Origin of the sequence: Amycolatopsis sp. NPDC057786 (assembly GCF_042797905.1) — a bacterium.
In the GTDB taxonomy this organism is placed as follows: Bacteria; Actinomycetota; Actinomycetes; order Mycobacteriales; family Pseudonocardiaceae; genus Amycolatopsis.
Map to the genome: position 1 here is coordinate 13,391 of NZ_JBHVKW010000037.1, position 20,376 is coordinate 33,766.

Annotated in this window: 23 protein-coding genes and 1 pseudogene; 11 read left to right on the forward strand and 13 right to left on the reverse strand. The window is 66.0% G+C overall.

Features of this window, described 5'->3' with window-relative positions:
• Positions 1–54 precede the first annotated feature (54 nt).
• On the forward strand, positions 55–225 hold the full coding sequence (locus tag ACFVM3_RS20240) for a hypothetical protein (protein WP_378440653.1): 171 nt from the start codon (positions 55–57) through the stop codon (positions 223–225).
• A 141-nt stretch (positions 226–366) separates the two neighbouring features.
• Positions 367–1,011 (forward strand): class I SAM-dependent DNA methyltransferase, encoded by a 645-nt coding sequence (locus ACFVM3_RS20245; protein WP_378440655.1) that lies wholly within the window; start codon positions 367–369, stop codon positions 1,009–1,011.
• Between the two features lie 186 nt (positions 1,012–1,197).
• Here the strand turns inward: ACFVM3_RS20245 and ACFVM3_RS20250 are convergent.
• Positions 1,198–1,753: pseudogene (locus tag ACFVM3_RS20250) on the reverse strand (conjugal transfer protein TraC); the annotation flags it as partial.
• 16 nt (positions 1,754–1,769) lie between these two features.
• Positions 1,770–2,768, reverse strand: coding sequence for an alpha/beta fold hydrolase (locus tag ACFVM3_RS20255; protein ID WP_378440657.1), 999 nt, complete (start codon positions 2,766–2,768; stop codon positions 1,770–1,772).
• Between the two features lie 104 nt (positions 2,769–2,872).
• Between ACFVM3_RS20255 and ACFVM3_RS20260 the strand changes: the two genes are divergently transcribed.
• Both ACFVM3_RS20260 and ACFVM3_RS20265 read left to right on the forward strand, forming a co-directional pair.
• Complete coding sequence (locus ACFVM3_RS20260) at positions 2,873–3,094, forward strand: AbrB/MazE/SpoVT family DNA-binding domain-containing protein (RefSeq protein ID WP_378440755.1); 222 nt, start codon at positions 2,873–2,875, stop codon at positions 3,092–3,094.
• A 219-nt stretch (positions 3,095–3,313) separates the two neighbouring features.
• Positions 3,314–3,814 (forward strand): hypothetical protein, encoded by a 501-nt coding sequence (locus ACFVM3_RS20265; RefSeq protein WP_378440659.1) that lies wholly within the window; start codon positions 3,314–3,316, stop codon positions 3,812–3,814.
• A gap of 232 nt (positions 3,815–4,046) precedes the next feature.
• On the opposite strand, the gene ACFVM3_RS20270 is transcribed toward ACFVM3_RS20265, so the two are convergent.
• Positions 4,047–4,211, reverse strand: coding sequence for a hypothetical protein (locus ACFVM3_RS20270; RefSeq protein ID WP_378440661.1), 165 nt, complete (start codon positions 4,209–4,211; stop codon positions 4,047–4,049).
• Positions 4,212–4,321: 110 nt separating this feature from the next.
• Positions 4,322–4,624 carry a DUF4232 domain-containing protein gene (locus ACFVM3_RS20275; protein WP_378440662.1) on the reverse strand — a complete coding sequence of 101 codons (303 nt, stop codon included), beginning with the start codon at positions 4,622–4,624 and terminating at the stop codon, positions 4,322–4,324.
• Positions 4,625–5,078: 454 nt separating this feature from the next.
• On the opposite strand from ACFVM3_RS20275, the gene ACFVM3_RS20280 reads away from it, so the two are divergent.
• From ACFVM3_RS20280 to ACFVM3_RS20290, 3 genes are all read left to right on the forward strand, one after another.
• Positions 5,079–5,513, forward strand: a complete 435-nt coding sequence (locus tag ACFVM3_RS20280; protein WP_378440664.1) for a hypothetical protein — start codon at positions 5,079–5,081, stop codon at positions 5,511–5,513.
• A gap of 991 nt (positions 5,514–6,504) precedes the next feature.
• Complete coding sequence (locus ACFVM3_RS20285; protein WP_378440666.1) at positions 6,505–6,951, forward strand: SRPBCC family protein; 447 nt, start codon at positions 6,505–6,507, stop codon at positions 6,949–6,951.
• A 186-nt stretch (positions 6,952–7,137) separates the two neighbouring features.
• On the forward strand, positions 7,138–7,491 hold the full coding sequence (locus ACFVM3_RS20290; RefSeq protein WP_378440668.1) for a hypothetical protein: 354 nt from the start codon (positions 7,138–7,140) through the stop codon (positions 7,489–7,491).
• Positions 7,492–7,535: 44 nt separating this feature from the next.
• On the opposite strand, the gene ACFVM3_RS20295 is transcribed toward ACFVM3_RS20290, so the two are convergent.
• Together ACFVM3_RS20295 and ACFVM3_RS20300 are read right to left on the reverse strand one after the other, a co-directional pair.
• Positions 7,536–7,757 carry a hypothetical protein gene (locus ACFVM3_RS20295; RefSeq protein ID WP_378440670.1) on the reverse strand — a complete coding sequence of 74 codons (222 nt, stop codon included), beginning with the start codon at positions 7,755–7,757 and terminating at the stop codon, positions 7,536–7,538.
• Positions 7,758–7,904: 147 nt separating this feature from the next.
• On the reverse strand, positions 7,905–9,197 hold the full coding sequence (locus ACFVM3_RS20300) for an SLC13 family permease (protein ID WP_378440672.1): 1,293 nt from the start codon (positions 9,195–9,197) through the stop codon (positions 7,905–7,907).
• A 456-nt stretch (positions 9,198–9,653) separates the two neighbouring features.
• Between ACFVM3_RS20300 and ACFVM3_RS20305 the strand changes: the two genes are divergently transcribed.
• Positions 9,654–10,100 (forward strand): CBS domain-containing protein, encoded by a 447-nt coding sequence (locus ACFVM3_RS20305; protein WP_378440674.1) that lies wholly within the window; start codon positions 9,654–9,656, stop codon positions 10,098–10,100.
• Here ACFVM3_RS20305 and ACFVM3_RS20310 read toward each other — a convergent pair whose 3' ends face one another.
• Positions 10,101–10,592, reverse strand: coding sequence for a beta-class carbonic anhydrase (locus ACFVM3_RS20310; protein WP_378440676.1), 492 nt, complete (start codon positions 10,590–10,592; stop codon positions 10,101–10,103). It lies immediately after the preceding gene.
• Complete coding sequence (locus ACFVM3_RS20315; RefSeq protein ID WP_378440678.1) at positions 10,589–12,085, reverse strand: SulP family inorganic anion transporter; 1,497 nt, start codon at positions 12,083–12,085, stop codon at positions 10,589–10,591. Before ACFVM3_RS20315 ends, ACFVM3_RS20310 begins: the two co-directional genes overlap by 4 nt.
• 214 nt (positions 12,086–12,299) lie before the next feature.
• Between ACFVM3_RS20315 and ACFVM3_RS20320 the strand changes: the two genes are divergently transcribed.
• Complete coding sequence (locus tag ACFVM3_RS20320) at positions 12,300–12,746, forward strand: CBS domain-containing protein (RefSeq protein WP_378440680.1); 447 nt, start codon at positions 12,300–12,302, stop codon at positions 12,744–12,746.
• A gap of 144 nt (positions 12,747–12,890) precedes the next feature.
• Here the strand turns inward: ACFVM3_RS20320 and ACFVM3_RS20325 are convergent, their stop codons facing one another.
• Complete coding sequence (locus ACFVM3_RS20325) at positions 12,891–15,329, reverse strand: PEP/pyruvate-binding domain-containing protein (protein ID WP_378440681.1); 2,439 nt, start codon at positions 15,327–15,329, stop codon at positions 12,891–12,893.
• A 25-nt stretch (positions 15,330–15,354) separates the two neighbouring features.
• Positions 15,355–15,849 (reverse strand): winged helix-turn-helix transcriptional regulator, encoded by a 495-nt coding sequence (locus ACFVM3_RS20330; protein WP_378440683.1) that lies wholly within the window; start codon positions 15,847–15,849, stop codon positions 15,355–15,357.
• A 272-nt stretch (positions 15,850–16,121) separates the two neighbouring features.
• On the opposite strand from ACFVM3_RS20330, the gene ACFVM3_RS20335 reads away from it, so the two are divergent.
• Positions 16,122–16,487, forward strand: a complete 366-nt coding sequence (locus ACFVM3_RS20335; RefSeq protein WP_378440685.1) for a hypothetical protein — start codon at positions 16,122–16,124, stop codon at positions 16,485–16,487.
• A 139-nt stretch (positions 16,488–16,626) separates the two neighbouring features.
• On the opposite strand, the gene ACFVM3_RS20340 is transcribed toward ACFVM3_RS20335, so the two are convergent.
• From ACFVM3_RS20340 to ACFVM3_RS20350, 3 genes are all read right to left on the reverse strand, one after another.
• Complete coding sequence (locus ACFVM3_RS20340) at positions 16,627–17,673, reverse strand: cation:proton antiporter (RefSeq protein ID WP_378440687.1); 1,047 nt, start codon at positions 17,671–17,673, stop codon at positions 16,627–16,629.
• Between the two features lie 284 nt (positions 17,674–17,957).
• On the reverse strand, positions 17,958–19,142 hold the full coding sequence (locus ACFVM3_RS20345; RefSeq protein WP_378440689.1) for a cation:proton antiporter: 1,185 nt from the start codon (positions 19,140–19,142) through the stop codon (positions 17,958–17,960).
• A gap of 2 nt (positions 19,143–19,144) precedes the next feature.
• The gene (locus ACFVM3_RS20350; RefSeq protein ID WP_378440691.1) at positions 19,145–19,624 is read right to left on the reverse strand and encodes a cation:proton antiporter regulatory subunit; all 480 of its coding nucleotides are present in this window, start codon (positions 19,622–19,624) and stop codon (positions 19,145–19,147) included.
• 152 nt (positions 19,625–19,776) lie between these two features.
• On the opposite strand from ACFVM3_RS20350, the gene ACFVM3_RS20355 reads away from it, so the two are divergent.
• Positions 19,777–20,325, forward strand: coding sequence for a hypothetical protein (locus ACFVM3_RS20355; protein WP_378440693.1), 549 nt, complete (start codon positions 19,777–19,779; stop codon positions 20,323–20,325).
• The last annotated feature ends 51 nt before the right edge of the window (positions 20,326–20,376 follow it).

Consider the following 20,376-nt stretch of genomic DNA (forward strand, 5'->3'; position numbering starts at 1 on the left):
ACGCCAACACCACCCGGCCGGTCACCCCCGTGGTGGATTCGCAAACGCCTCGGCATGAACGCCCAAGCCATCCGCCAGGACCGCATCCTCGACGAAGCCCACACCAGCAACGGCAACGTCCGCCTCATCTGCGACCTGTTCGGCCTCTCGGTCGTCGGCGCCTACCGCTACGCCGCCACCGTTGACCACCCCGGTGTCAGGAGGCATCAAATCCACGAGCGATGAGCTGCCCGTTGCCACCACCGCACGCCCGCCTGCCGTACAAACCTCTGGGGGACAACAACCATGGTGCTCAGGTGCCTGCCCATCGACGAACAGATCGAGTCGGCTGCCCATGAGATCGCGATCAGGCATATCGTTCCGGTCATGAACACGGACGACTGGTTGGCCGACACCCGGACCTCGTACGACACGGTCGCAGTTAGCTATGCCAACCAAGTCCGTGGTGCCCTCGCCGGTCACCAGTACCTTCGCGCGGCTCTGGCGGTGTTCGCCGACCGTGTGAGGGCCGGTGGAGGCGGGCCGGTAGCGGACGTCGGCTGCGGCCCCGGAGAAGTCACCGCCTACCTGCACGAGCTCGATGTCGACGCCTTCGGCATCGACCTTTCCCCAGGGATGATCGACGTGGCCCGGCACGAGCACCCCGGTCTGCGGTTCGAGGTGGGCTCGATGACAGACTTGGACCTCCCGGCCGCTTCGGCGGCTGGCCTGCTTGCCTGGCAGTCGTTGATCCACATCCCCGACGGCGATGTGCCGACAGTCTTCGCGCACTTCCACCGAGCGTTGCGTCCGGGCGGACCACTGCAACTCCTGTTTCACGTAGGCGACGGGTCGCAGTTGAAGACCGAGGGTTACGGCGGCCATCCGATGAAGCTCCATGTCCACCGCCGTCGGCCGGAAAGGGTCGCATCCTGGCTGCGTGAGGCCGGATTCGAGGTCGAGGCCCAGTGGCTGCTCGACCCGGACGAGCAATTTCCGCAAGCGATCTTTTTCGCACGTAGCCGTTCCTGACGACTGCATCCATCGCGTTATGGATCGGGCGATACTCGTGCCGGTTGGCAGTACAGGTGGTGCGCTGCCCCAACTGCATGCAGTTCCTGAACCGCGGGACCGCGATACCCTCATTACAGCTCCACCCACCCTGAGTTCGTGCCGGAATCCTGAAGAGTTGCGAGGAACTTCGGGTCAGTCGTGACCAGTTGATGCTCGACCGGTGAGATCGAGGCCCATGGGCAGGCTGGTGATCCAGCCCTGCAGGCTGCGGTAGGTGGTGGGTTTGCAGTCCAGCAGCAGTGACGCCGCCAGCGATCGGATCGCGGCGACTTCGTCGCTGAGGGCTTCCTCGGTGGGGGCCCGAGCCGGTAGAGCTTGCCCTCGCCGCGGGCGACTCGCGCGGACAGGTCGTAGGCGTCCTCGGTGGCTGCTTCGACGTGCGGGTCGACCAGCCGGCCCTTCTCGCTGGTGTGTCGGCGACCGCTTTCGAGTTTCGACAGCTGTTTCTTGAGGCGGTCGGCCGCGGTGACCGGGTCGATCGGCTCGATGTGCAGCGAGACGTCAACCCGTCCGGGGTAGGTCAGCAACGGCTGCAACCAACCGGGGTGGACCTCGCGGGGGTAGCCGACGACGGCGAAACTCGCGACCCATTCGCCACCGACTGCCAGCGCACGGAGATTGCGTCCGGGGTGAACGCGCTGGCACGCCCGAGCGACGGTTGTGATCTCGTCGAGTGGTGGCCCCGATGACGCGATGCAATGCGGGCAGTTGGCGACTCAACCGGCACGAGCGGCGAGTCCGCTCACCGCGTCCAGGTACACCTTGGGGCGCTCGAAGTGGACCAGATGGCCGGACTTCACGGTCACGACCTCGGGCTCGCCCAGCAGTTCCACGGCTCGTGCCCGGTCGTCTCCGTCCATCGCGGCCATGAGGACGCCGTCGTCCGAGTAGTACGTGCCGTGCTTGTCGAACCACCAGGTCGTATGGATGAGGGTGACCGGCACGTCGACCGCCGCGAGGGCGGCGGCGGTGTCGAATCCCTCGTACCAGGCCCCGTCGTCCCAGGCGACCCCGAAAGCCGGGTCGTAGTGGACCAGCCCGGCGAAATAGACGCTGACGATCAGTGGCAGGAAGGTGATCCGAAGGGGTTCGCCGGGATGCCGGTCGATCCACCTGAGCGAATACCTGACGAGCCACGGGGCGAACGGCCCGAAGAAGGCGAAGTAGCCGCTTCGCTCCACGTAATACCGCTGGAAATCGTCGTCGGGCCGATCACGGAGGTACTCGGCGGCCAGGCGCATCAGTACCGCACCGGTCGTTTTCTCGGCGCGCGGCAGCACCGACGAGAACAACGGCGGATCCTCCAGCAGCAGGCCTGATACCAGAGGGGAGTGGTGGGCGGCGAGCCCGAGCGCGAGGAGTCCTCCGGAAGAGTGGCCCGACACGATGGCCGGCTTCCGAACGATCGTTTTCAGGAACTCGGCGAGTGACGCTGTGACGCGAGCGTTGGTGTAGTCCTCCGGGGCGAGACGACCCGACCGGCCGTGACCTGGGACATCGACGGCGTAGACGTGATGGTTCTCGACGAGTGTGGGGAGCACTTTGGCGTAGTCCTGCCACCGTGAGCCCTGACCGTGCAGAAGAACGAGCGGAGGGCCGTTGTCCGGCCCTTCCGCGTAGTTGAGGACGTGCGCGCCGACGTCCACCTGACGCTCCACCACGGGATACGGGTCGGGACGACGTGAAGACCGGCTCAGCCGTTTGCTGGCGTCCATGCACACCTCTAGTACTAGTAGAACTTCTCCTACTTTTCCTACTTTACGCACATTGAGGTGGACCGGCTAGAGTGGGTGGCGGAGGAGGTCGCCAGGTGAACGGGATGATTCAGGGCCCCGACGGGCGGTACATCGTCGGGACGGTCAAGGTCGGTGAGAAGGGACAGATCGTGATCCCGAAGGACGCGCGCGACCTGCTGGGGCTGTCGCCGGGCGACACGCTCCTGGTGCTCGTCGACACCACGCAGGGGATCGCCCTCGTTGACAACGAACGCTTCCAGCATTTCGCCCGCAGCATTCTCGACGCTCCGGAAGCCGCCGACTGATCGGATGCCCGGCCGGCACGAGTTGCCGGCCCGCAGGTCGTCGACTTTCGGCAGCAGCGGCTGCCCCGGACGGCCCGCCACGTCAGTATCTCCGCTGACCTGCGGGGATTTGATTTTTCTGTGACTTGTCCACTTCGGCGTGGACCGTGATCGGATTTCCGTTCGCCGGGCAGGACCGTTGTCATCAAGATTTCATCAAAGAGCCCTAAGGTTTGCGCGGTGACCGAACCACAGTGGCAGCAGGAACCATCGCCGAAGAAGAAGCTCAACTTGGGCCTGATCGTCGGCATCGTCGTCGGCGTGCTCGGTCTCGCGGGTGGCGCCGTGACCGCGCTGGTCGTCACCCTGAACGACGGCGGTGGCAGCGCGCCCGCCGCCGCGGCCAAGTCCGGTGACATGCTCGCCACCGCCGAAGAGTTCGTCCAGGCGTACAACAACGCGCTCGACTCCTCGGACCTTGCCGCGTTTCCGCTCGATGACTACGTGTGCGCCGCTAACCACGACGACGTCGCGCAGCCGTTGAAGGACGGGACCGCGCAGCGGGATGGGCTGCGGCTGAGTGTCCGGGCGGTGACGCTGTACGTCGGCGGTGCCGAAGGCAACGTCACCATGTCGGTCGAGAAGCAGGGCCGCGCCCACCGTGAATTGTCTGTTGAGGCGACCCGGACCGACGGCCGCTGGAAGTTGTGCGACTCCAAGTTCGACATCGTCAAGCGCTGAGTGTCAAAGCCCGGTCGGCCCGACTCCCTGCCGACACTCTCCGCCCACTCCGGCGAGCTGCTCGACCACGACGGGCTCCCCTTGAGTGCGTGCGACGGAGATGATCGACCACTGTTGCTACGACCTGCCCGATCAGGCAGTGTCCTGGGGACCTTCATCGGAGGTGGAGGATGATTTCGGTGCGGTGGTATTCGGCGGCTCGTTTGGCGAACCGTGTTGCCAGGCCACGGAATTATTTGAGCCGGTTGAAGCATTGCTCGACCACGTTGGGGAGTTTGTAGAGGTTGGGGTCGAAGGCCCGTGGTGTCTGCCACCGGCCTTGCCCTTCGCTTTCCGGTGGGGCGATCTGGTCGGCGCGTTCGGGGATGGTGCCCTTGATCCGGCGCTCCCGCAGCACCTGCCAGCACCCGCCCGACCCGCACTTTCTGACCGTCCACCTTGATATCCCGGATGTCGTCCAGTAGGGGCAGCGGTTGCGGGTTCTCCCCGGCCTGGCCTGGGTGACAATCACCGCCAACGGCAGGCCCGCCGCGTCGACGAAGACTTCGGAAGGACGACGCGAGCAAGCCCTCTGACCGCGTGCGGCCGGGGGTCATCGCGAAGGCGCCGCCGGCAGGTAGCGGTCATCGGGTTCGGGAAGGTAGTCATGGACGTTGACGAACCGGATGTCAGCGGCCGCGGCCTGCCAGGGCGTAGCTCGACGACGCCGCCCTTGTCGCCGGTACGGTCGGCTGCCTTCCCTACTTGGTGCCCGTCGTCACCGGCAACATAGGACACTCCCGGAAAGCCTTGGATCCCGGCATGGCTCATCGCTGGAATTGGTGATCAGAAGCGGCCGATAGACGGAACCGGCGGCGCCATCTCCTTTGCCGAGCGACAACCTTACGTCGTCTGACTGGCACAGGATGTCTGCGGTGTGCGGCGTCGATGTCGATCCGATGGAGATGCTTGCCGAAGACACAGGTGAAGTGCCGGTCGCGGCCGGTGTCGTTCCGTCATCACCGCAGGCGGCAGGAGAGCGCAAAACGATGCCGTGATGGCCAAGGTCCATTTCGGACTTGGCTTCACCATGTGAATCCCTTTCTGGTCTGGTGGCGGGAGGTCCATGCCTGTCTTGACGAACCGTTACGTCAGGGACATGGGCGGCGGCATCTTCAGATCGCAAGGGAATCGTCAGGTCGAGCCCCGCGGGCGGCCGCCACACTGGTGTGAAGGTCCCGTCGGCCTGGCGGGGACGCAGGACGACGGGAGTCTTCTCATAGGTATGAAGTTGCGCTGGCCGAAGGTAACCACAAGCGACAGAAATGGCAGTGAAGCGGACGAAACGAGCCGCCTGGCTCCCGCTGTAGGGGGAGCGTGTACGTTTCTCGCCGGTGTCTGGTTGATACTTTCATCGTTTGTGCTCGATCATGAGTACACCGGAGGCGGATTCGACGGCTACTGGAACGATGTGCTCGTGGGTATCGCACTGATCGCAATCGGTTCCGCGCCCCTGGTGGAACCTCGCGCGGCTTCATGGTGGTCCTCGGTGCCGCCGGTTCTCGGCTTTTGGCTGCTCGTAGCGCCTTTTGTACTGGAGTACAACGACGGTACGCCGGCACCAAGAACCACGACGAGCGATATCGCGGTTGGTGCGTTCCTGCTGCTCATCTGGCTTGTGATCCCCATTTCTCAGGCAGGCCACTCACGCGGACAGTGACGCCGAGTTACGCAGGCCTCAGTGTGCGGTGATCCGGTCTTCACGATGCCGTTTCGGGGTGGTGGCCACCGGCCCCGCCGTATGCGCTAACGCAGGCGACGTGCTCGGCTACTGGCTCAGACTGCTGTACAGGCCGCGGCTGCGGCAGACCAAGCTGGTCAGGCGGTGGCGCGACGGCAGGGGGCCGCGGGACGGACGCACCTGCAGCGGCGGGGCGAGTGCGCCGCGCCGATCGCGATCGGCGCCGCCGCGGGCAAGGTCGAGCGGCGTAGGTATTGTCGATTCTGCCGGGCAATTCCGTGGTCGCGGTGCCCTGTCACCCACGCCGACAGGCGCCCTGGGCGGCAGGTGAATCGCAAGGCTATCGTCAGGTGGGCTCACTGGCGGGTGCGGCAGACTGAGCTTTTGCGCGGCGTTCGCCGGGCAAAGCGTCCGCGACGTACTGGGGCGCTGACGGGATGAGATCTTGGACGTACGACGTCCGAACCATCGCCGAGAATCGCAGTGCGGTACTGGCCGTCGCCGACGCCCTCGTATTCTTGCTCGGCCTATGGCTGCTGTTGTCGCCGTTCGCGCCGGATGATCCGGTCGGTGAGGTCGACCCGATGACCGGTCTGGTCGCTGGTGCCCCTCTCGTCGCGGTCGGTGCGGCTTCTCTCACCGAGCCGGGCACGAGGCGGGTTTGGCGGCCGATCCAGCCGGCCAGTGCTGACTGCTGCTGGCCCGTTCCTGGTCGACCGTGACGCTATATCTGGTTTCGACGCCGGAATAGCGGCGGTCTCGCTACTTGTTTTATGGGTGGCCTGCGAGAAGTGAATGTTATAGGGGGATATGGCGGGGACTCGCGGAGCAATTCTGTGGTTGGGCATGCCCAATCCAAGATAGGTCCATAGTGGACAGACGTATTCGAGTTGGCCTGAGTGAGTTACAGATGGGCCTGGCATGTGGCACGATCCGGGTCGTCACATTCGCCTCTCTTGGAGGTTCTGCAGTGCGGTCGTACGATGTCTTGGCCGAATCGGCGGCGCCACCGGCGGTCGTGTGGGCATTGTTGCTGGACCCGAGGACGTGGTCCGCCTGGTCACGCGCCGGTGAACTTGACGTCAGCAGTTCGAGCGGCCTCTCCCCGGACGGGCGTGACGGAGTCGGTGCCATCCGGGTCTTCCGCTCGGGTAAGGCGGTCGTCAGGGAGCGGATCACCAGCCTCACGCCTGGGCGGCGGTTCGCGTACGAGGGGCTGGAGAGTCCGCATATGGCCGACCACCAGGCGACGATCGACCTCCACGAGGTGCCCGGCGGTGGAACACGGATCCGTTGGCAGGGAACATATTCAGCTCGTGGCATGGGGCGCTGGTCGTCAGAGGGGCACGTGCAGCGCACGATGTCGAAGGTCGCCACAGGGCTTGCCGAGTATGCCTCCAGTGAAATCGTAAGGTGATTGTCAGGTTCGGGTTCGTAGTTCTGGTGCAAGCTGGTCGCCGTCCGGCGAAAGTCGGAGGGCGTAGGTGACAGCTCGGAAAGCGCGGCGATGATCGATCGGCAAAGCCCAGGTATGGACCGTGACGTGGCCAGACGGTGAACCCTGGTCGCGATCTTGGCTGTACCGGACCATGAAGCGGCTGCCGTGGATGTGCTGACGGGTCTGGAGCGACGTGCCTGGTGCGCGCTCGCGGCCGAACCTGTCGCCGCACGGTCGTACTACGAGAAGGTTCGCGATGACCGCATCGTGCTGTTGCCGATCGACCAGCGGCCTATCCAGGTGCGTGACGCAGCTTTGGTCGCCTTGTGCGGGGCGCGGTGGAAGGCATGCAGCCTCGCTGATTTGAGTGCGACAAGGCTTAGTCTCGCCGTCTGCACGGTCAACTACAGCGTCGCTGCCACCAAAGACGGGGTTCCTTACTCGGCGCGGGTGAGCAGTGTTTACGTTCGCCGGGACGATGGCTGGAAACAGACCTTTCATCAGCATATGAGTTGGTAGGTCGCTGCTGCCATTTTCGTAGTCGTGACTGTCGGTCGGCGCGCTCATCGGCCGCCGAGTGTGCGGAGCACACGAAACCGAGCCAGCCGATGCAGCGTTTCTCCCATGGCATCGGGTCCAACCTGGCCTTCGAGATCGGCGTGGGCCGAGCGCACGATCTCACTGACGGCCGATTCGGCCATCGAGGACGCGAATTCGCGCGCAAGCCAGTGGCGGACTTCGTCGGCGATGTCGTCGGGTTGGTGATGGTGGACAGACATGTCCATCTTCTCCTTTCGACGACTTCCTCATTGTGTTGGAGATGCGGAAGTCTGCACCTGACGACTGCCTGACGATCGCGTACGACTTGAGGGCGGTGAGGGTGGAGCTGTCCGGCTGGAGACCGTAAGTCGGAGCGACTCGATTGAGCGGGCTCAGGCGAAGACGAAGTACCGCAGCCACAGGTAGGGCGCCGCGACGAGAACGGTGATCAGCGTGACGAGAACGCCCTTCTTGGTGAATTCCCAGAAGGAGATGGGGCTTCCCGCTCGGGCGGCGATGCCGAGGACGACGACGTTGGCACTGGCTCCGATGGCGGTGGCGTTGCCGCCGAAGTCGGCGCCGAGAGCGAGTGACCACCAGAGAGCTTCGGAGTGGGCGGGGTCGGCGATGCTGCCGGTGAGGTCGAGGACCAGCGGGCTCATCGTCGCGACGTAGGGAATGTTGTCGACGACACCGGACAGAAGCGCGGAGACGCCGAGTATCAGCAGGACGGCGAGGAGCGCGTTGCCTCCGGTGGCGTCGGCGGCGAGTTTCGCCAAGTCACCGATGACCCCGGTTTTGACCAGGGCACCGATCATGATGAAGAGCCCGGCGAAGAACAGCAGGGTTTCCCATTCGACGCTCGCGAGGTAGTCCTTCGGCTTGGACTGGGACAGGAGCACGAGGGTGCCGGCGCCGAGCAGGGCGACGACCGACGGTTCGATGTGGAAGACCGAGTGGCCGATGAACGCGGCGAAGACGGCCAGGAGCACGACGCCGCATTTGACGAGCAGCTTCTTGTCGCGGATGGCTTCGCGCTCGTTGAGGGCCATGACATCGGCGACCCGCCCCGGGGCGACTGTGAAGGAACCGCGGAACAGCCTCGGCAGGACCAGGCAGAAGACGACCAGCTCGATCGCCACGATCGGGGCCATGTTGACGAGGAAGTCGTTGAACGTCAGACCGGCCCGGCTGCCGATGATGATGTTGGGCGGGTCGCCGATCAAGGTCGCGGCGCCGCCGATGTTCGAGGCCATGACCTCCGCGATCAGGAAGGGCGCCGGCTTGATGTCGAGCCGATCGCAGACCAGCAGGGTCACGGGTGCCATCAGCAGCACCGTGGTGACGTTGTCCAGGAACGCCGAAGCGACAGCGGTGATGAGGACCAGCAGGAGCATGATCCGCAGCGGCGATCCCTTGGCGCGCTTGGCCGCCCAGATCGCGGTGAACTCGAAGACGCCGGTCTTCCGGAGGACTCCGACGATGATCATCATGCCGAGCAGCAGGAAGATGACGTCCCAGTCGACACCGGTGTCGTGGGAGTAGAACGCGTCCTCGGAGCCGAGTACGCCGAGGCCGAGGACGATGCCCGCACCGGTGAGTGCGGTGACCATCTTCGGGATCTTCTCGGTGGCGATGAACAGATATGCCACCACGAACACGGTGATCGCGACGGTGGCGCTCATGCCACGCCCTCAAGGGCGAAAATCGGCCGATGACGCTGCCAGATCACTTGTGCTCTCACCGATTCCTGTCCATACCGACCGCCCCGGCCGATCAGGACGGGGTATGCCGACCAGACTTCCCGGCGCTCCAGGCGTCAACATGCCGTAAACGAGAAGCGGAGGCAACTCGGACAAATGCCACCTCGTCCAGTGGATTCGGTGATGGTGCCGTCCTGTACCCTGGACTGTGCCGGTGATCACAGTGATGTGAGATGGGGAGCTTATGTCCGGACTGCTCGGTCCTCTCGCGTTGATCGCCGTGTTCGTCGTCCTGATGGCCGCCCTCCGCGTAATGCACCTGCGGCAGGAGCGCGGTGAATCGTCGAATAGCACCGGAATCTCGTCGGGCCGTAAAGAATCGGACAGTAACGACGGATGACTCGGGCGCACCTGCCCGGACGGTCGTAGTCTTGCGCCATGCAAGCCAGCGAGATGGCCGAGGAATTCCCGGTCGTGGACATGGATTCCGACGCGCTCGACGCGGCGCGACTTCTCGCGGAGCACCGCCTGCCCGGCATCGTCGTGACCGACCGGAGTGGCTGCCCTCAGTCGGTCCTGCCTGCTTCAGAGGTGGTCCGTTTCCTGGTGCCGACCTATGTGCAGGACGACCCGTCGCTCGCCGGTGTCCTCAATGAGTCGATGGCCGATCGTGTCGCCGACAAGCTGGGCGGCCGCAAGGTGCGTTCGTTGCTTCCGGCGGAGCCCGCCGAGCTGCCTCGAGTGAACTCCGACGACACGATCATCGAGGTCGCCGCGATCATGGCGAGGCTGCACTGCCCGCTGGTCGCGGTGATGCAGGACAAGACGCTGCTCGGCGTGATTTCCGCGTCCCGCCTCTTGGAGTTGGCGCTCGCTCCACGGTGATCAGCTGACCTCGGTCAGCGTTCCGGCCTTCACGTCGTAGACGAAGCCACGGACGTTGTCGGTGTGCAGGAGAAAATCCGACCGCTTTACGCGCTGCATCGAGCGGCGGACGCTGTCGGAAACGTCGCGGAACGCCTCGATCGACCACGTCGGTCGCAGCCCGGTGTCGGCTTCCAATTCGTCCTTGAAGTCGTCCTCGGTCACCAGCGACAACCCGCAGTCGGTGTGCTGCACGACGAGGACCTCGCGGGTGCCCAGCTTTCGTTGGCTCAGCGCGAGCGAGCGGATCACGTCGTCGGTGACCACGCCGCCGGCGTTGCGCAGCACATGCGCTTCGCCCTGGATGAGGCCGAAGATCTCGAATACTCGCACGCGTGCGTCCATGCAGGTCAGGATGGTCACCTGCAGGGTAGGCCGGGGTGATCGCCGATCGCCTGGCACCGCGTCGCCGAGTTCGTCATTGCGTTTGAGCAGTACGTCGATCGCGGTCATGACTTCCCATCGTTCGGCCGGTTCGCGGCACTGGGCGCGTTCCTGATGACGGTGGTGAGTTTGTCGCGCTGTTCGTCGTTCGCGAGCGCGGTCAATTTGTGCTCGACATGTGGTGGCAGATCCTTGAAGTCGAGTTCCACGTCGGATCTGTGGGAGTGATCGATAAAGGTCAGCAGTCCCTTGGCGCCGGACATGTCCATGTAGCTCACGTGCTCCAGGCTGAGCGACAGCTTCGGCTTGTCGTCGCGCAGTCTGGTCAAGACGCCGTCGATGGAGAGGAACGACAGCGGCCCGTCGATGCGGTAGGTACCGGTCTCGTCGTAGCTGACCGAGGCCCGGCTCCGGCGCGATTGCGCGAAATGCACGACGAGCGCCACGGCCACGCCGACCGCGACCGCCACGGTCAGGTCGACGAGGACGGTGATGATCATCGTCGCGAACATGACCACGAGGTCTCCACGGGGTGTGACGCGGGCCTTGCGGAGGCTTTCCCAGTCGAACATTCCGATCGCGGTCAGGATCAGGATGCCCGACAGCACGGCGAGCGGGATGTACTGGACGACCGCGCCGAGACCGGCGACCAGGGCGAGAAGTATGACGCTGTGGGTCGCGGCGGAAAGCGCGGTCTTTCCGCCGCTGCGCACGTTGACCACGGACCGGACGGTCGCCCCCGCACTGGCCAACCCGCCGAACAGCCCGCTGGCCATGTTTCCGAGCCCCTGGCCGACCAGCTCGCGGTTGCTGCGGTGCCGACGGCCGGTGATGTTGTCCATCACGACCGAGGTCAGCAAGGAGTCGATCGAGCCCAGCAGCGCGATGCTCAACGCGGGCAGCACGAGGGTGAGAATCAGCGAACCGCTCAACTCCGGGAAGGTGAAGGTGGGGATCGACTCCGGGATCCGGCCGATGTATTCGACGGTGCCGTTGAGTGAAATCGGCCCGATTCGAACGTTCTGCAGGGCGGGTTCCGCGAAGGACAGGATCGCGGTGATGATCACGAGCGCGATCAGGCTCGCCGGGATGGACCTGATCACCCGTGCGGACGCGAGCATGAGCACGATCGTCGTCGCGACTACCAGAAAGCTCTTCTGCACCTGGTCGAGCTCGCCCAGGATGATGATCAGCGCGATTCCGCCCATGAATCCCGACACCACGGGGTGTGGGATGTAGCGGATGAGGGAACCGAGCCGGCACACGCCGAACAGGATCTGAAGCGCACCCGCCATGATGAACGCGAGGAACGCGCCCTCGAGTCCGTGCGCCGCGATGACCCCGGTGGCGACCACGGTGATCGGGCCGGTCGGGCCGGTCACCTGCGCCGGGGTCCCGCCGAAGACCGCAGCGAAGAACCCGGCGAAAATCGCGCCGTACAGGCCGACGAGCGCGCCCTCGGACGTGCCGGTCGCCGTGATGCCGAAGGCGATCGCCAGTGGCAGCGCCACGATGGCCACGGTCAGCCCGGCAAGAAGTTCTCTGGCGAAACGCTGGAGCATCGGTCCCCGCTCGTCGGCATGCCTCTAACTCGGCCCCTCGGTGGGCCAAGCCGCCGACCAGACTTCCCGGCACTCCTGGGCGTAAAGATGCCCTAAAAGAGTGTAATGGTCCAGTAAAGAAGACTTGCGGTCGAGATCATCACGCCGATGGCCTAGCTGACGCCCGGTCGTTCGCGGCATAGTTGAAATGACCGATTTGCCGTACTCTGCGAAGATGCACGCCGCCGTCATGGCCGAGAAGTTCCCGGTAGTGCGTCTCGATTCGCTCGCGCTGCAGGCGGCTCGGCTTCTTGCCGGGAACCGGCTACCCGGGCTCGTCGTCATAACGGCCGATGGACGGCCCTACACGGTCTTGCCCGCCTCGGACGTGGTGAAGTTCCTGGTGCCCGCCTACGTCCAGGAGGCACCAACGCTGGCCGCGGTGCTCTCGGAATCGATGGCCGACCGGGCCGCGGACAAACTGGGCGGCAAGACGGTCCGCGACGTCCTTTCCACGCGGCCTTCTGAACTGGCTGTTGTCGAGCATGACGACAACATCGTGGAAGTCGCCGCGACGATGGCTCGACTGCGCTGTCCGCTGGCCGCCGTACTGCGCGACGGAACGATGATCGGTGTGATCACGGCGTCCCGGCTACTGGAACTGGTACTCGCGCCACACTGATCCCCGTGCTGCCCCGAGGTGTCGCGTACGGGCCGACGCAACGGAGCGGAAGTGCTGGCCTTGCGTCGTGGCACAGCTGTGGCGGATCGACCGGTTCGGCTGGCTCTGGGAGCGGGCCGAGGAGCAGGCGGCCGCGTGAAAGCGTCAGTCGTCGACTATCCGTACCGTGCCCGCGGTTCCGTCGATGGCGATCAACTGGCCGGTGGTGATTTCGCGGGTGGCGTCGCGGACACAGATGACGGCGGGGATGCCGTATTCCCGGGCGACCGTGGGGCCGTGCGCGACCGGTGAGCCGGTTTCGGTGACCAGACCGGCCGTGGTCAGGAACAGCGGGGTCCAGCCGGGGTCGGTGGTCGGCGCGACGAGGATCTCGCCCGGCTCGATGTACGCGCCGACCGGATCGCGGATCACGCGCGCTCTCCCGGTCGCTTGACCCGCCGCACCGGCCATTCCGACCAGTACGCCGTCTTCTGCGGGCCCGGGTGGGGCAAGTGCTTCCACGTCGGTCCCGTCGGAGAGCAGGGCGCCGGGGACGGTGTGCCGTCGTAGCTCTCGCCGGTGGTCCGCGCGGCGCGCGGCGGCCAGGTGGCGGTGGTCGGTCGCGTCGTGGACGGCCGCGCGTGCTTCGTCGAGGGTGAGGAACATGATGTCGTCGCCGCGTTCCAGCAGGCCACGGGACATCAGGTCATCGCCGACGAGGAGAAGTTGACGGCGAGCCGCTTGGATCGCGGGCAGCCACGCGAACTTCCCGATCTCCCGCAGGCCGGTGAGCTTGCGGGAGCGGTGCATGAGGAAAGTCGCGACCCTGCCGCGGATCGGACGCCGGTGCCGCGCTCGCTGGGACAGCGTCTCGATCATCGCCTCGGCCTTCTCCTCGGCTCTGTGGAATCGCCGGTCGGGGGCCTGCTCGGGGTCGTCGACACGGAGGTAGTTCGCGATCGTGGCGAACAGCGGCGCCGGGTCCTCGTCCCAGCGGGGCATGCCGACGTCGATCTCGGCCGCGGCGCGCATGCCGTACTTGTCCAGGAATCCGGCCATCCCGATGTCGGGCAGTCGCCCGGCGCGGTACGTCGCGGCCAGTTCGCCGGGTGGGGTGGAGAGGAACAGCTCGTGGTGCTCTCGCGCGTTCACGGCGAGGCCCCAGAGGGCCAGATCCATCTCGGTGGTCACGTTATGGGGCATTCCGCCGAGGACGATGTCCAGTTCCTCGTCCGTGGCGATGCCTTTGAGCAGGCCGGAGGGCGCTGTCCCGAGGGCGATCCCGGCCATCAAGGGCCCGGTGAGACCCAGCATGCCGTGGCTCATGATCGCTCGATGCGAGTCCTCGATGACCCATCTCAGCCGCTCAGCCGTGGTCGCCGAGTCCGGAGGCGGTACGGTCATGCGCCGGATTTCCTCCACCGCCCGGTAAGTGCGGGCGCGTGCCGCGTCCGGGCGGGCCAGGCTCGACACGAATCCCGAGACCACGCTCGGCGTCACCTTCGCCGTTGCCCTGAGGATGTTGCCCGGCCGGAACGGAAAGCCGCGCCGTGGGGCGAAGCGTGGATCGGTCATCATGCGCTCGACTGCGCCCTGGACCCGTGGCCCGTACACCTGCAGGGACGTCGGCAGCCGCTTGCGCATGACCCTGTTGCGGACGAAGTCGGTCAGGTCGAAGTAGAGCCGTCCGCCGATCGGCACCAGCCGCGGCAGTGGATCCCGCGGATCGCCTCGGACACCGTGCGCTTCGAACCACATCGCCGATCCGGTCTTGAGCATGGAGATCCCCATCGGTGTGCACGGGCGGAGCATTCCCTGGATGTGGCCGAACTCGAGGTACAGCCGGGTGTCGCTGGTGTCCGGCGGCGGCGGGAACAGGGTGGTGATCGGCCGGGACTGCAGCAGCCACAGCACGCCGTCGGAATCGATCGCCCATTCGATGTCCTGTGGCGAGCCGAAATGCCTTTGCAGCCGCAGACCGGCGTCCCGGAGCAGTTCCAGCTGCCGGGTATCGAGACATCCCTCGGCCTGGTGCGGCATGGTCCGCGCACGGTGCCCGAACACGTAGTGATCGGGAACGACGGTGCCCTCGACGATCGCGGTACCCAGACCGGGGGCGGCGTCGACGACCATCTCGGTGCGGCAACCGGTGATCGGGTTGGCGGTGAACAGGACACCGGCCACCACGGGGTCGATCATCCGCTGGATCACCACCGCCATCGCGGCGTCGTCGATACCGACGGTGGCACGGTAGGCCACCGCGCGATCGGAACGCAGGGAGTCCCAGCACTTGCGAACGGCGTCGGCGAGCGGGGCGGCCCCGTCGATGTCGAGGAAGGTGTCCTGCTGTCCGGCGAAGCTGGCGTCCGGCAGGTCTTCGGCGGTGGCGCTGGAACGCACCGCGACCCGGCCGCCGCCGAGCCGTTCGTAGGCGGCGAGCAACTCCTTCTCCGGGAGATCGCGCGATCTATAGGCCTCGACGGTCAAGCAGAAGCCGTCCGGCACACGCTCGCCGGTCTTGATCAGCTCACCGAGCCCGGCGGCCTTCCCGCCCACCAGATCGATCATCGAAGCGTCGATCTCGGACAGCTGAAGGAGTTTCATCTCATTCTCCTTGCCGCGTGGGTGATCAGGTGGTCCGATGCCGTGCCCGATACGTCACCGCGGCGACGAGCCCCAGCCACGCGATGCCGAACAGGATCGCGTGCCCGGAATGGCCGAGCATCATGTTTCCGAGGCAGGCGAGGAGAAGCAAAATGGAGATCGGTGCCCACATGGCCTTCGTCCTTTTCTTGGTGGTCGGAGCGCCGAGATAGTGCTCGTAGAGCGTGGTCCAAACCTCGACCCGATTCAGTTGCCGAGTGAACTCGCGACCGGTAGCGGTGAGCTCATAGCGGGTCGACGGAGGAGGGAGAATGTCCCAGCTGCCGCAGTGTCCGCGGCGGCGGACCACCCCGGCCGCGGCGAGAACGCGCAGTGCCGAGGAGATCGTCCGGCGAGTCGCTTTCAGCTGCCGGTGCAGGTCCGTGAGCGGGCGAGGCGTTTCGGCGAGGACGTCGAGGATCTCGACCGCGCAGGGTTGACTGACCAGCCAGGCCAGCTCTGCTGTGGGGTGGTCGGGCACCGGCCGTGGTTCCCCTTTCCCGCCGTCGGGATAGTCGGCATTACACGATAGGCGTGAAAGCGCGACGCGCATGACCGCTGTGCTGCCGCACCGCCGTATTTTGATGCTTTCTCTACGGCGTTGGACCGGTCAGGCGATCCCGGTGTGCCAATAGGCTTACGGGTTGTGCCGGTCTTCGCCGTTGGTGTCCTTCGTGTAGAGGCCTCGGCGGATCGAACCGGGGGCCATCTCGGGCCGGTTCGCGGGTTTCCTGCGTATTTGTCTGGGAAGGAGTGACCCAGTATCTGACCGAGACCGGTGTCCGCAAGACGCTCGGTGTCCTGGCCAAGGCCGGCTCCGGAAGCCGGCTGCTGTTCACCTACATGCGTAAGGACTTAGAAGGACCGGATCTGGCGGTTCGGGTTGAACCCGGACGACGTAGACCGGTTTATCGCCCGAGTGCGGCTGGCGGAACTCGAGCAAGTGGGCTCCGGCAGGGCGGCCCACGTCGGTCTCGGACCTGGAACGAACCGTTCACGACGAGAAGCTTTGAGGAACCGTCACGTGTCCGGGTCGTGCCGGAAGCACACTTCAAGGTCAAGGCCGGCCAGAGCAGGCTGAAGACGGTGATCGCCATGCCCAGCGAATCGGTCCAGTGACCGGTGAACGCGCTGTCGATCCAGACCAGGACCCAGCCGAGTACCGCGGGGAGCTGCAGGTACCAGTAGCGCCTGGGGATGACGCCGAGCAGGACCATGAACAGCAACGCGAACACCAGGGCGGCGGTGATGCCTCCTATCAGGAATTCTCCTTCTGTGGAAGCTTTTCCGGTTGTCCGGTGGGCAGGTTGTCCGGTGGTTCGATGCGGAGTGCTTTGGCGACGGGGACGTCGGTGGAGGAGTGCAGCACGATCGATAGTGCGATGGTGATCGCGACAAGATCGAAGACATGCTCTCCCGCTGGGATCCCCGCTTGTAGCGCAAGGAGTCCATAGACAACGGAGGCGAAGCCCTTGGGGCCGAACCAGGCCGCGACCGATCGTTCCCTGGCGGGAAGCGGTGTGCGTATCAGCGAGAGCATCATCGCGGCGGGCCGCACCAGCACGATCGCGATCACCGCGACCGCCCAGTCGCCGATGCTGAGGTGCGACAGCCGGTCCGGAGTGATGAGCGCGCCGAATACAAGGAGAGCGGCGAATTTCGTCGTTTCGGACAACAGATCGCCGAAATGCTCGAAGTGCTCGGCCGAGACTCGGTCCATTGTGGCCAGTGTCACCCCGGCCGCGAACGCGGCGAGGTAAGGATTGGCGTGGGTGAGGTGGCAGGTCGCGTACAGGATCACCGCGACCGCCAACGGTCCCAAGGCCTGCAACCGTGGTTCCGCGGTGAGGACCTTCAGCCGCCAGGCGAGCGCGATGGCTGCGGGGATGGCGACGCCGAGCACGAGGCCGGCGACGAGTTCGATGGCGATGCCGCCGAAGTCGGTGTCCCGGTTCGCGGCGGTCGCAAGGAAGATCAGCACGAAGGGCAGCGCGAGGCCGTCGTTTAGGCCTGATTCGACGTTGAGGAGCCTGCGCAGGCGTAGCGGCACGTCCGTGCGGCCGACGATGGCGGAGGCGAACACCGGGTCGGTCGGCGACAGGATCGCGCCGATCAGGAACGACGTCGTCCAGTCCAGGCCGGTGAGGTAGTGGGTCGGCACCGCGATGCCCACCATGGTCAAGGGCATCGCCAAGCCCAGCGCGCGGCCGGAGAGCCGCCAGCCCTCCTTCAGGGAGGGCAGGTTGGCGCGCTGGCCGTCGGTGAACAGCACGGTGAACAACGCCAGATCGGCGAGGCCGGTCACGAAGGCCCCATTGGAGGGGATGTCGACGAGGCCGAATCCGCCCTGCCCGATCAGTGCGCCGCCACCAGGAACAGTAGTGCGGTCGACAGCACGGTGCGTGCCGCGAGTCCGGAGAGCGACACGCTGATCAACAGCACCAGCCCGAACGCCAAAGCGAGAGCCATCTGAACCCCGTCCACGTCGAACGACCCACCCCTTGTGGATGGGTTGTGCCGACCAGACTTCCCGGCGCTCCGCGCGTAAAGATGCCGTATGGGCGCGGTGGACGCAAACTTCCGTCCCGGTCACGCCGAAGCCGGGGATACCGGCGGCTCCTTGCCTCCGCCGTCAGGCGTCCTCGGTTTCCGTCGTGGCCAGCGGGTGAGCACTGGCCCAGCTGTGGCGAGGATGAGGACGTAGGCGGTGACGAGCGGACCGAGCGCGGCGCTCGCCGTGCCCGCGAGGCTGACGATCACCACCGAGAACTCCCCGCGCGCGATCAGAACCGTCCCGGCTCTGATCCGTCCTCGGCGTGCGGCGCCGTCCCGGCGTGCGGCCAGCCAGCCGGTCGCGAATTTGGTCGCTGTCCCCGCCACCGCGAGAGCCAGCGCGGCGGGCAGGACGGGCAACAAACCCGCCGGGCTGACCGCGAACCCGATCGAGAGGAAGAACGCGGCGGCGAACAGGTCGCGCAGCGGTGCGAGCACTGTCCTCGTGCGCTCGGCCGCGTCGCCGGTGAGGGTCAAACCGACGAGGAACGCGCCGACGGCCGCGGACACGTCCACGAACTCGGCCAGAGCGGCCACGACCAGGGTCGAGCCGAGGACCCGCAGCATCAGCTGTTCCGAGTCGGGATGTGCGAGCCACCGGTTGACGTGATGTCCCCAGCGATGGGACGCGACGAACGCAGCGGCGACACAGACGATAGCGATCAGGACACCGGTGACCGCCTCGACCCAGGTGCCTCCGGACGCGAGGACCGCCAGCACCGGGAGGTACAACGCCATGGCGAAGTCCTCGATGACCAGGATCGACAACACCGCGGAGGTTTCCCGGTTACCGAGCCGTCGCAGGTCGGCGAGTAGCCGGGCGATGATGCCGGAGGACGAGATCCAGGTCGCCCCGGCGAGGGCGAACACCCCCACCCAGTCCAAGCCGAGCAACCATCCCGCGATCGCTCCCGGCGCCGCGTTCAGCACGAGGTCGGCGACGGCGGAGGGAAGATGACGGCGGAGGCTGTCCCGGAGCTCGGAGGCGTCGAATTCCAGGCCAAGGGTCAGCAGGAGGAGGACGACTCCGATTGAGGCGCCTGTCTGGACGAAGTCCCCAGCGGCCGGGATAGGCGCGATTCCGCCTTCGCCGAGGGCCAGGCCGGTAAGGAGGTAGAGGGGAATCGGTGAGAGCGACAGGCGGCGTGCGAACGCGCCCAGCACGCTGAGCACCAGGAGGATGATGCCGAGCTCGAGCAGGAGCGCGAGCGAGGTGTGCATGGTCAGCTCTCGATGATCGCACGCACGCCGGCGATCCCCTCGTGTGTTCCGATCACCACCAGAACGTCCCCGCCGCGAAGGACTTCGTCCGGAACTGGAGACGCGATGACCTCGCCACCGCGGACGATGGCGACGATGGACGCTCCCGTGCGGGTCCGGGCCCTGGTGTGGCCGAGCGGCTGTCCCACGTGGCCGGAAGCCGACGGCACCACGATCTGGCCGGCGTCGAGGCCGGGTACCTCCTTGGTCAGGTCGGCGAAGCGCTCCGCGATCCTCGGTGCCCCGAGGATTTCCGCGACCGTGTCCGCTTCGGCAGCGGTGAGCCGGAACAGGAGATCACCTTCGTCCGGGTCGGTCGTCGAGTATCCGATCACTTCGAAGGCGCCTGATCTGCGGGCGACGATGCCGATCCGGTCGCCGTCGGAGTTGGTGAACTCGTAGCGAAGCCCGACACCGGGCAGGAGAACCTCGTTGACGTCCATGGCTTCATCCTTACTGCGACTACGGTCGGTGCAACCGTGGTGTGCACCGTGTGCTTCCGTGATCGATCGTAAGGATTTCGTCAGGTCGGCCCTCCGCCTTCCGTGACAGGCTCGGCGTGTGGCCGGCATCTGGTCGTGGACGAGGAGAAGTGATGGCGCCTACGGCCAGCTTGCGTAGCAGGGCGCTCACGGAGTTGCTGTATCTGGACGCTGCGAAGCCATCCGGAACCCCGGCTCTGGAGAGCGTCGGTGACAACGGAGAGTGGCGCGCGAGGCGGCTGCGCGGTCACGCGGCGCGTCTCCGCAAGATCGCGGGCGAGCACCTCGAACTGGCGGCCGAGTCGGCCGCTGCGGGTGACCTGCTGCTGGCGCAGCGCCAGCGGGATCTCGCCGAACGGGCCTCCTGCCACTACATGGCCTATGACGAACTCGCCATGGCGGCGGAGCGCCGGGGCAGGGCCCGGCGGTTCGTGCGCGGGTCGACGGTGTGGGAGATCGAAGTCTGCCTCGCGCTCGCGGCCATCAGACGCGCGGAGGGCCATCGTGAGCGCGGCGAAGTCGTCCTGCACCGTGGCGACACTTCGGCCTCAGCACGTCATCGCCACTTCGCGGAGGAAGCAGAGGAGACGGCGAGAATCGCCGAGCTTCGCGCGGCGGAACTACTGGAGGCGCAAGCCGGAGCGTCCCAAGGAGTGCCATGAACCCCCAGAACCGCGGACGGCCGCGATTCGGCCGATTGGACCCCTTCTGCC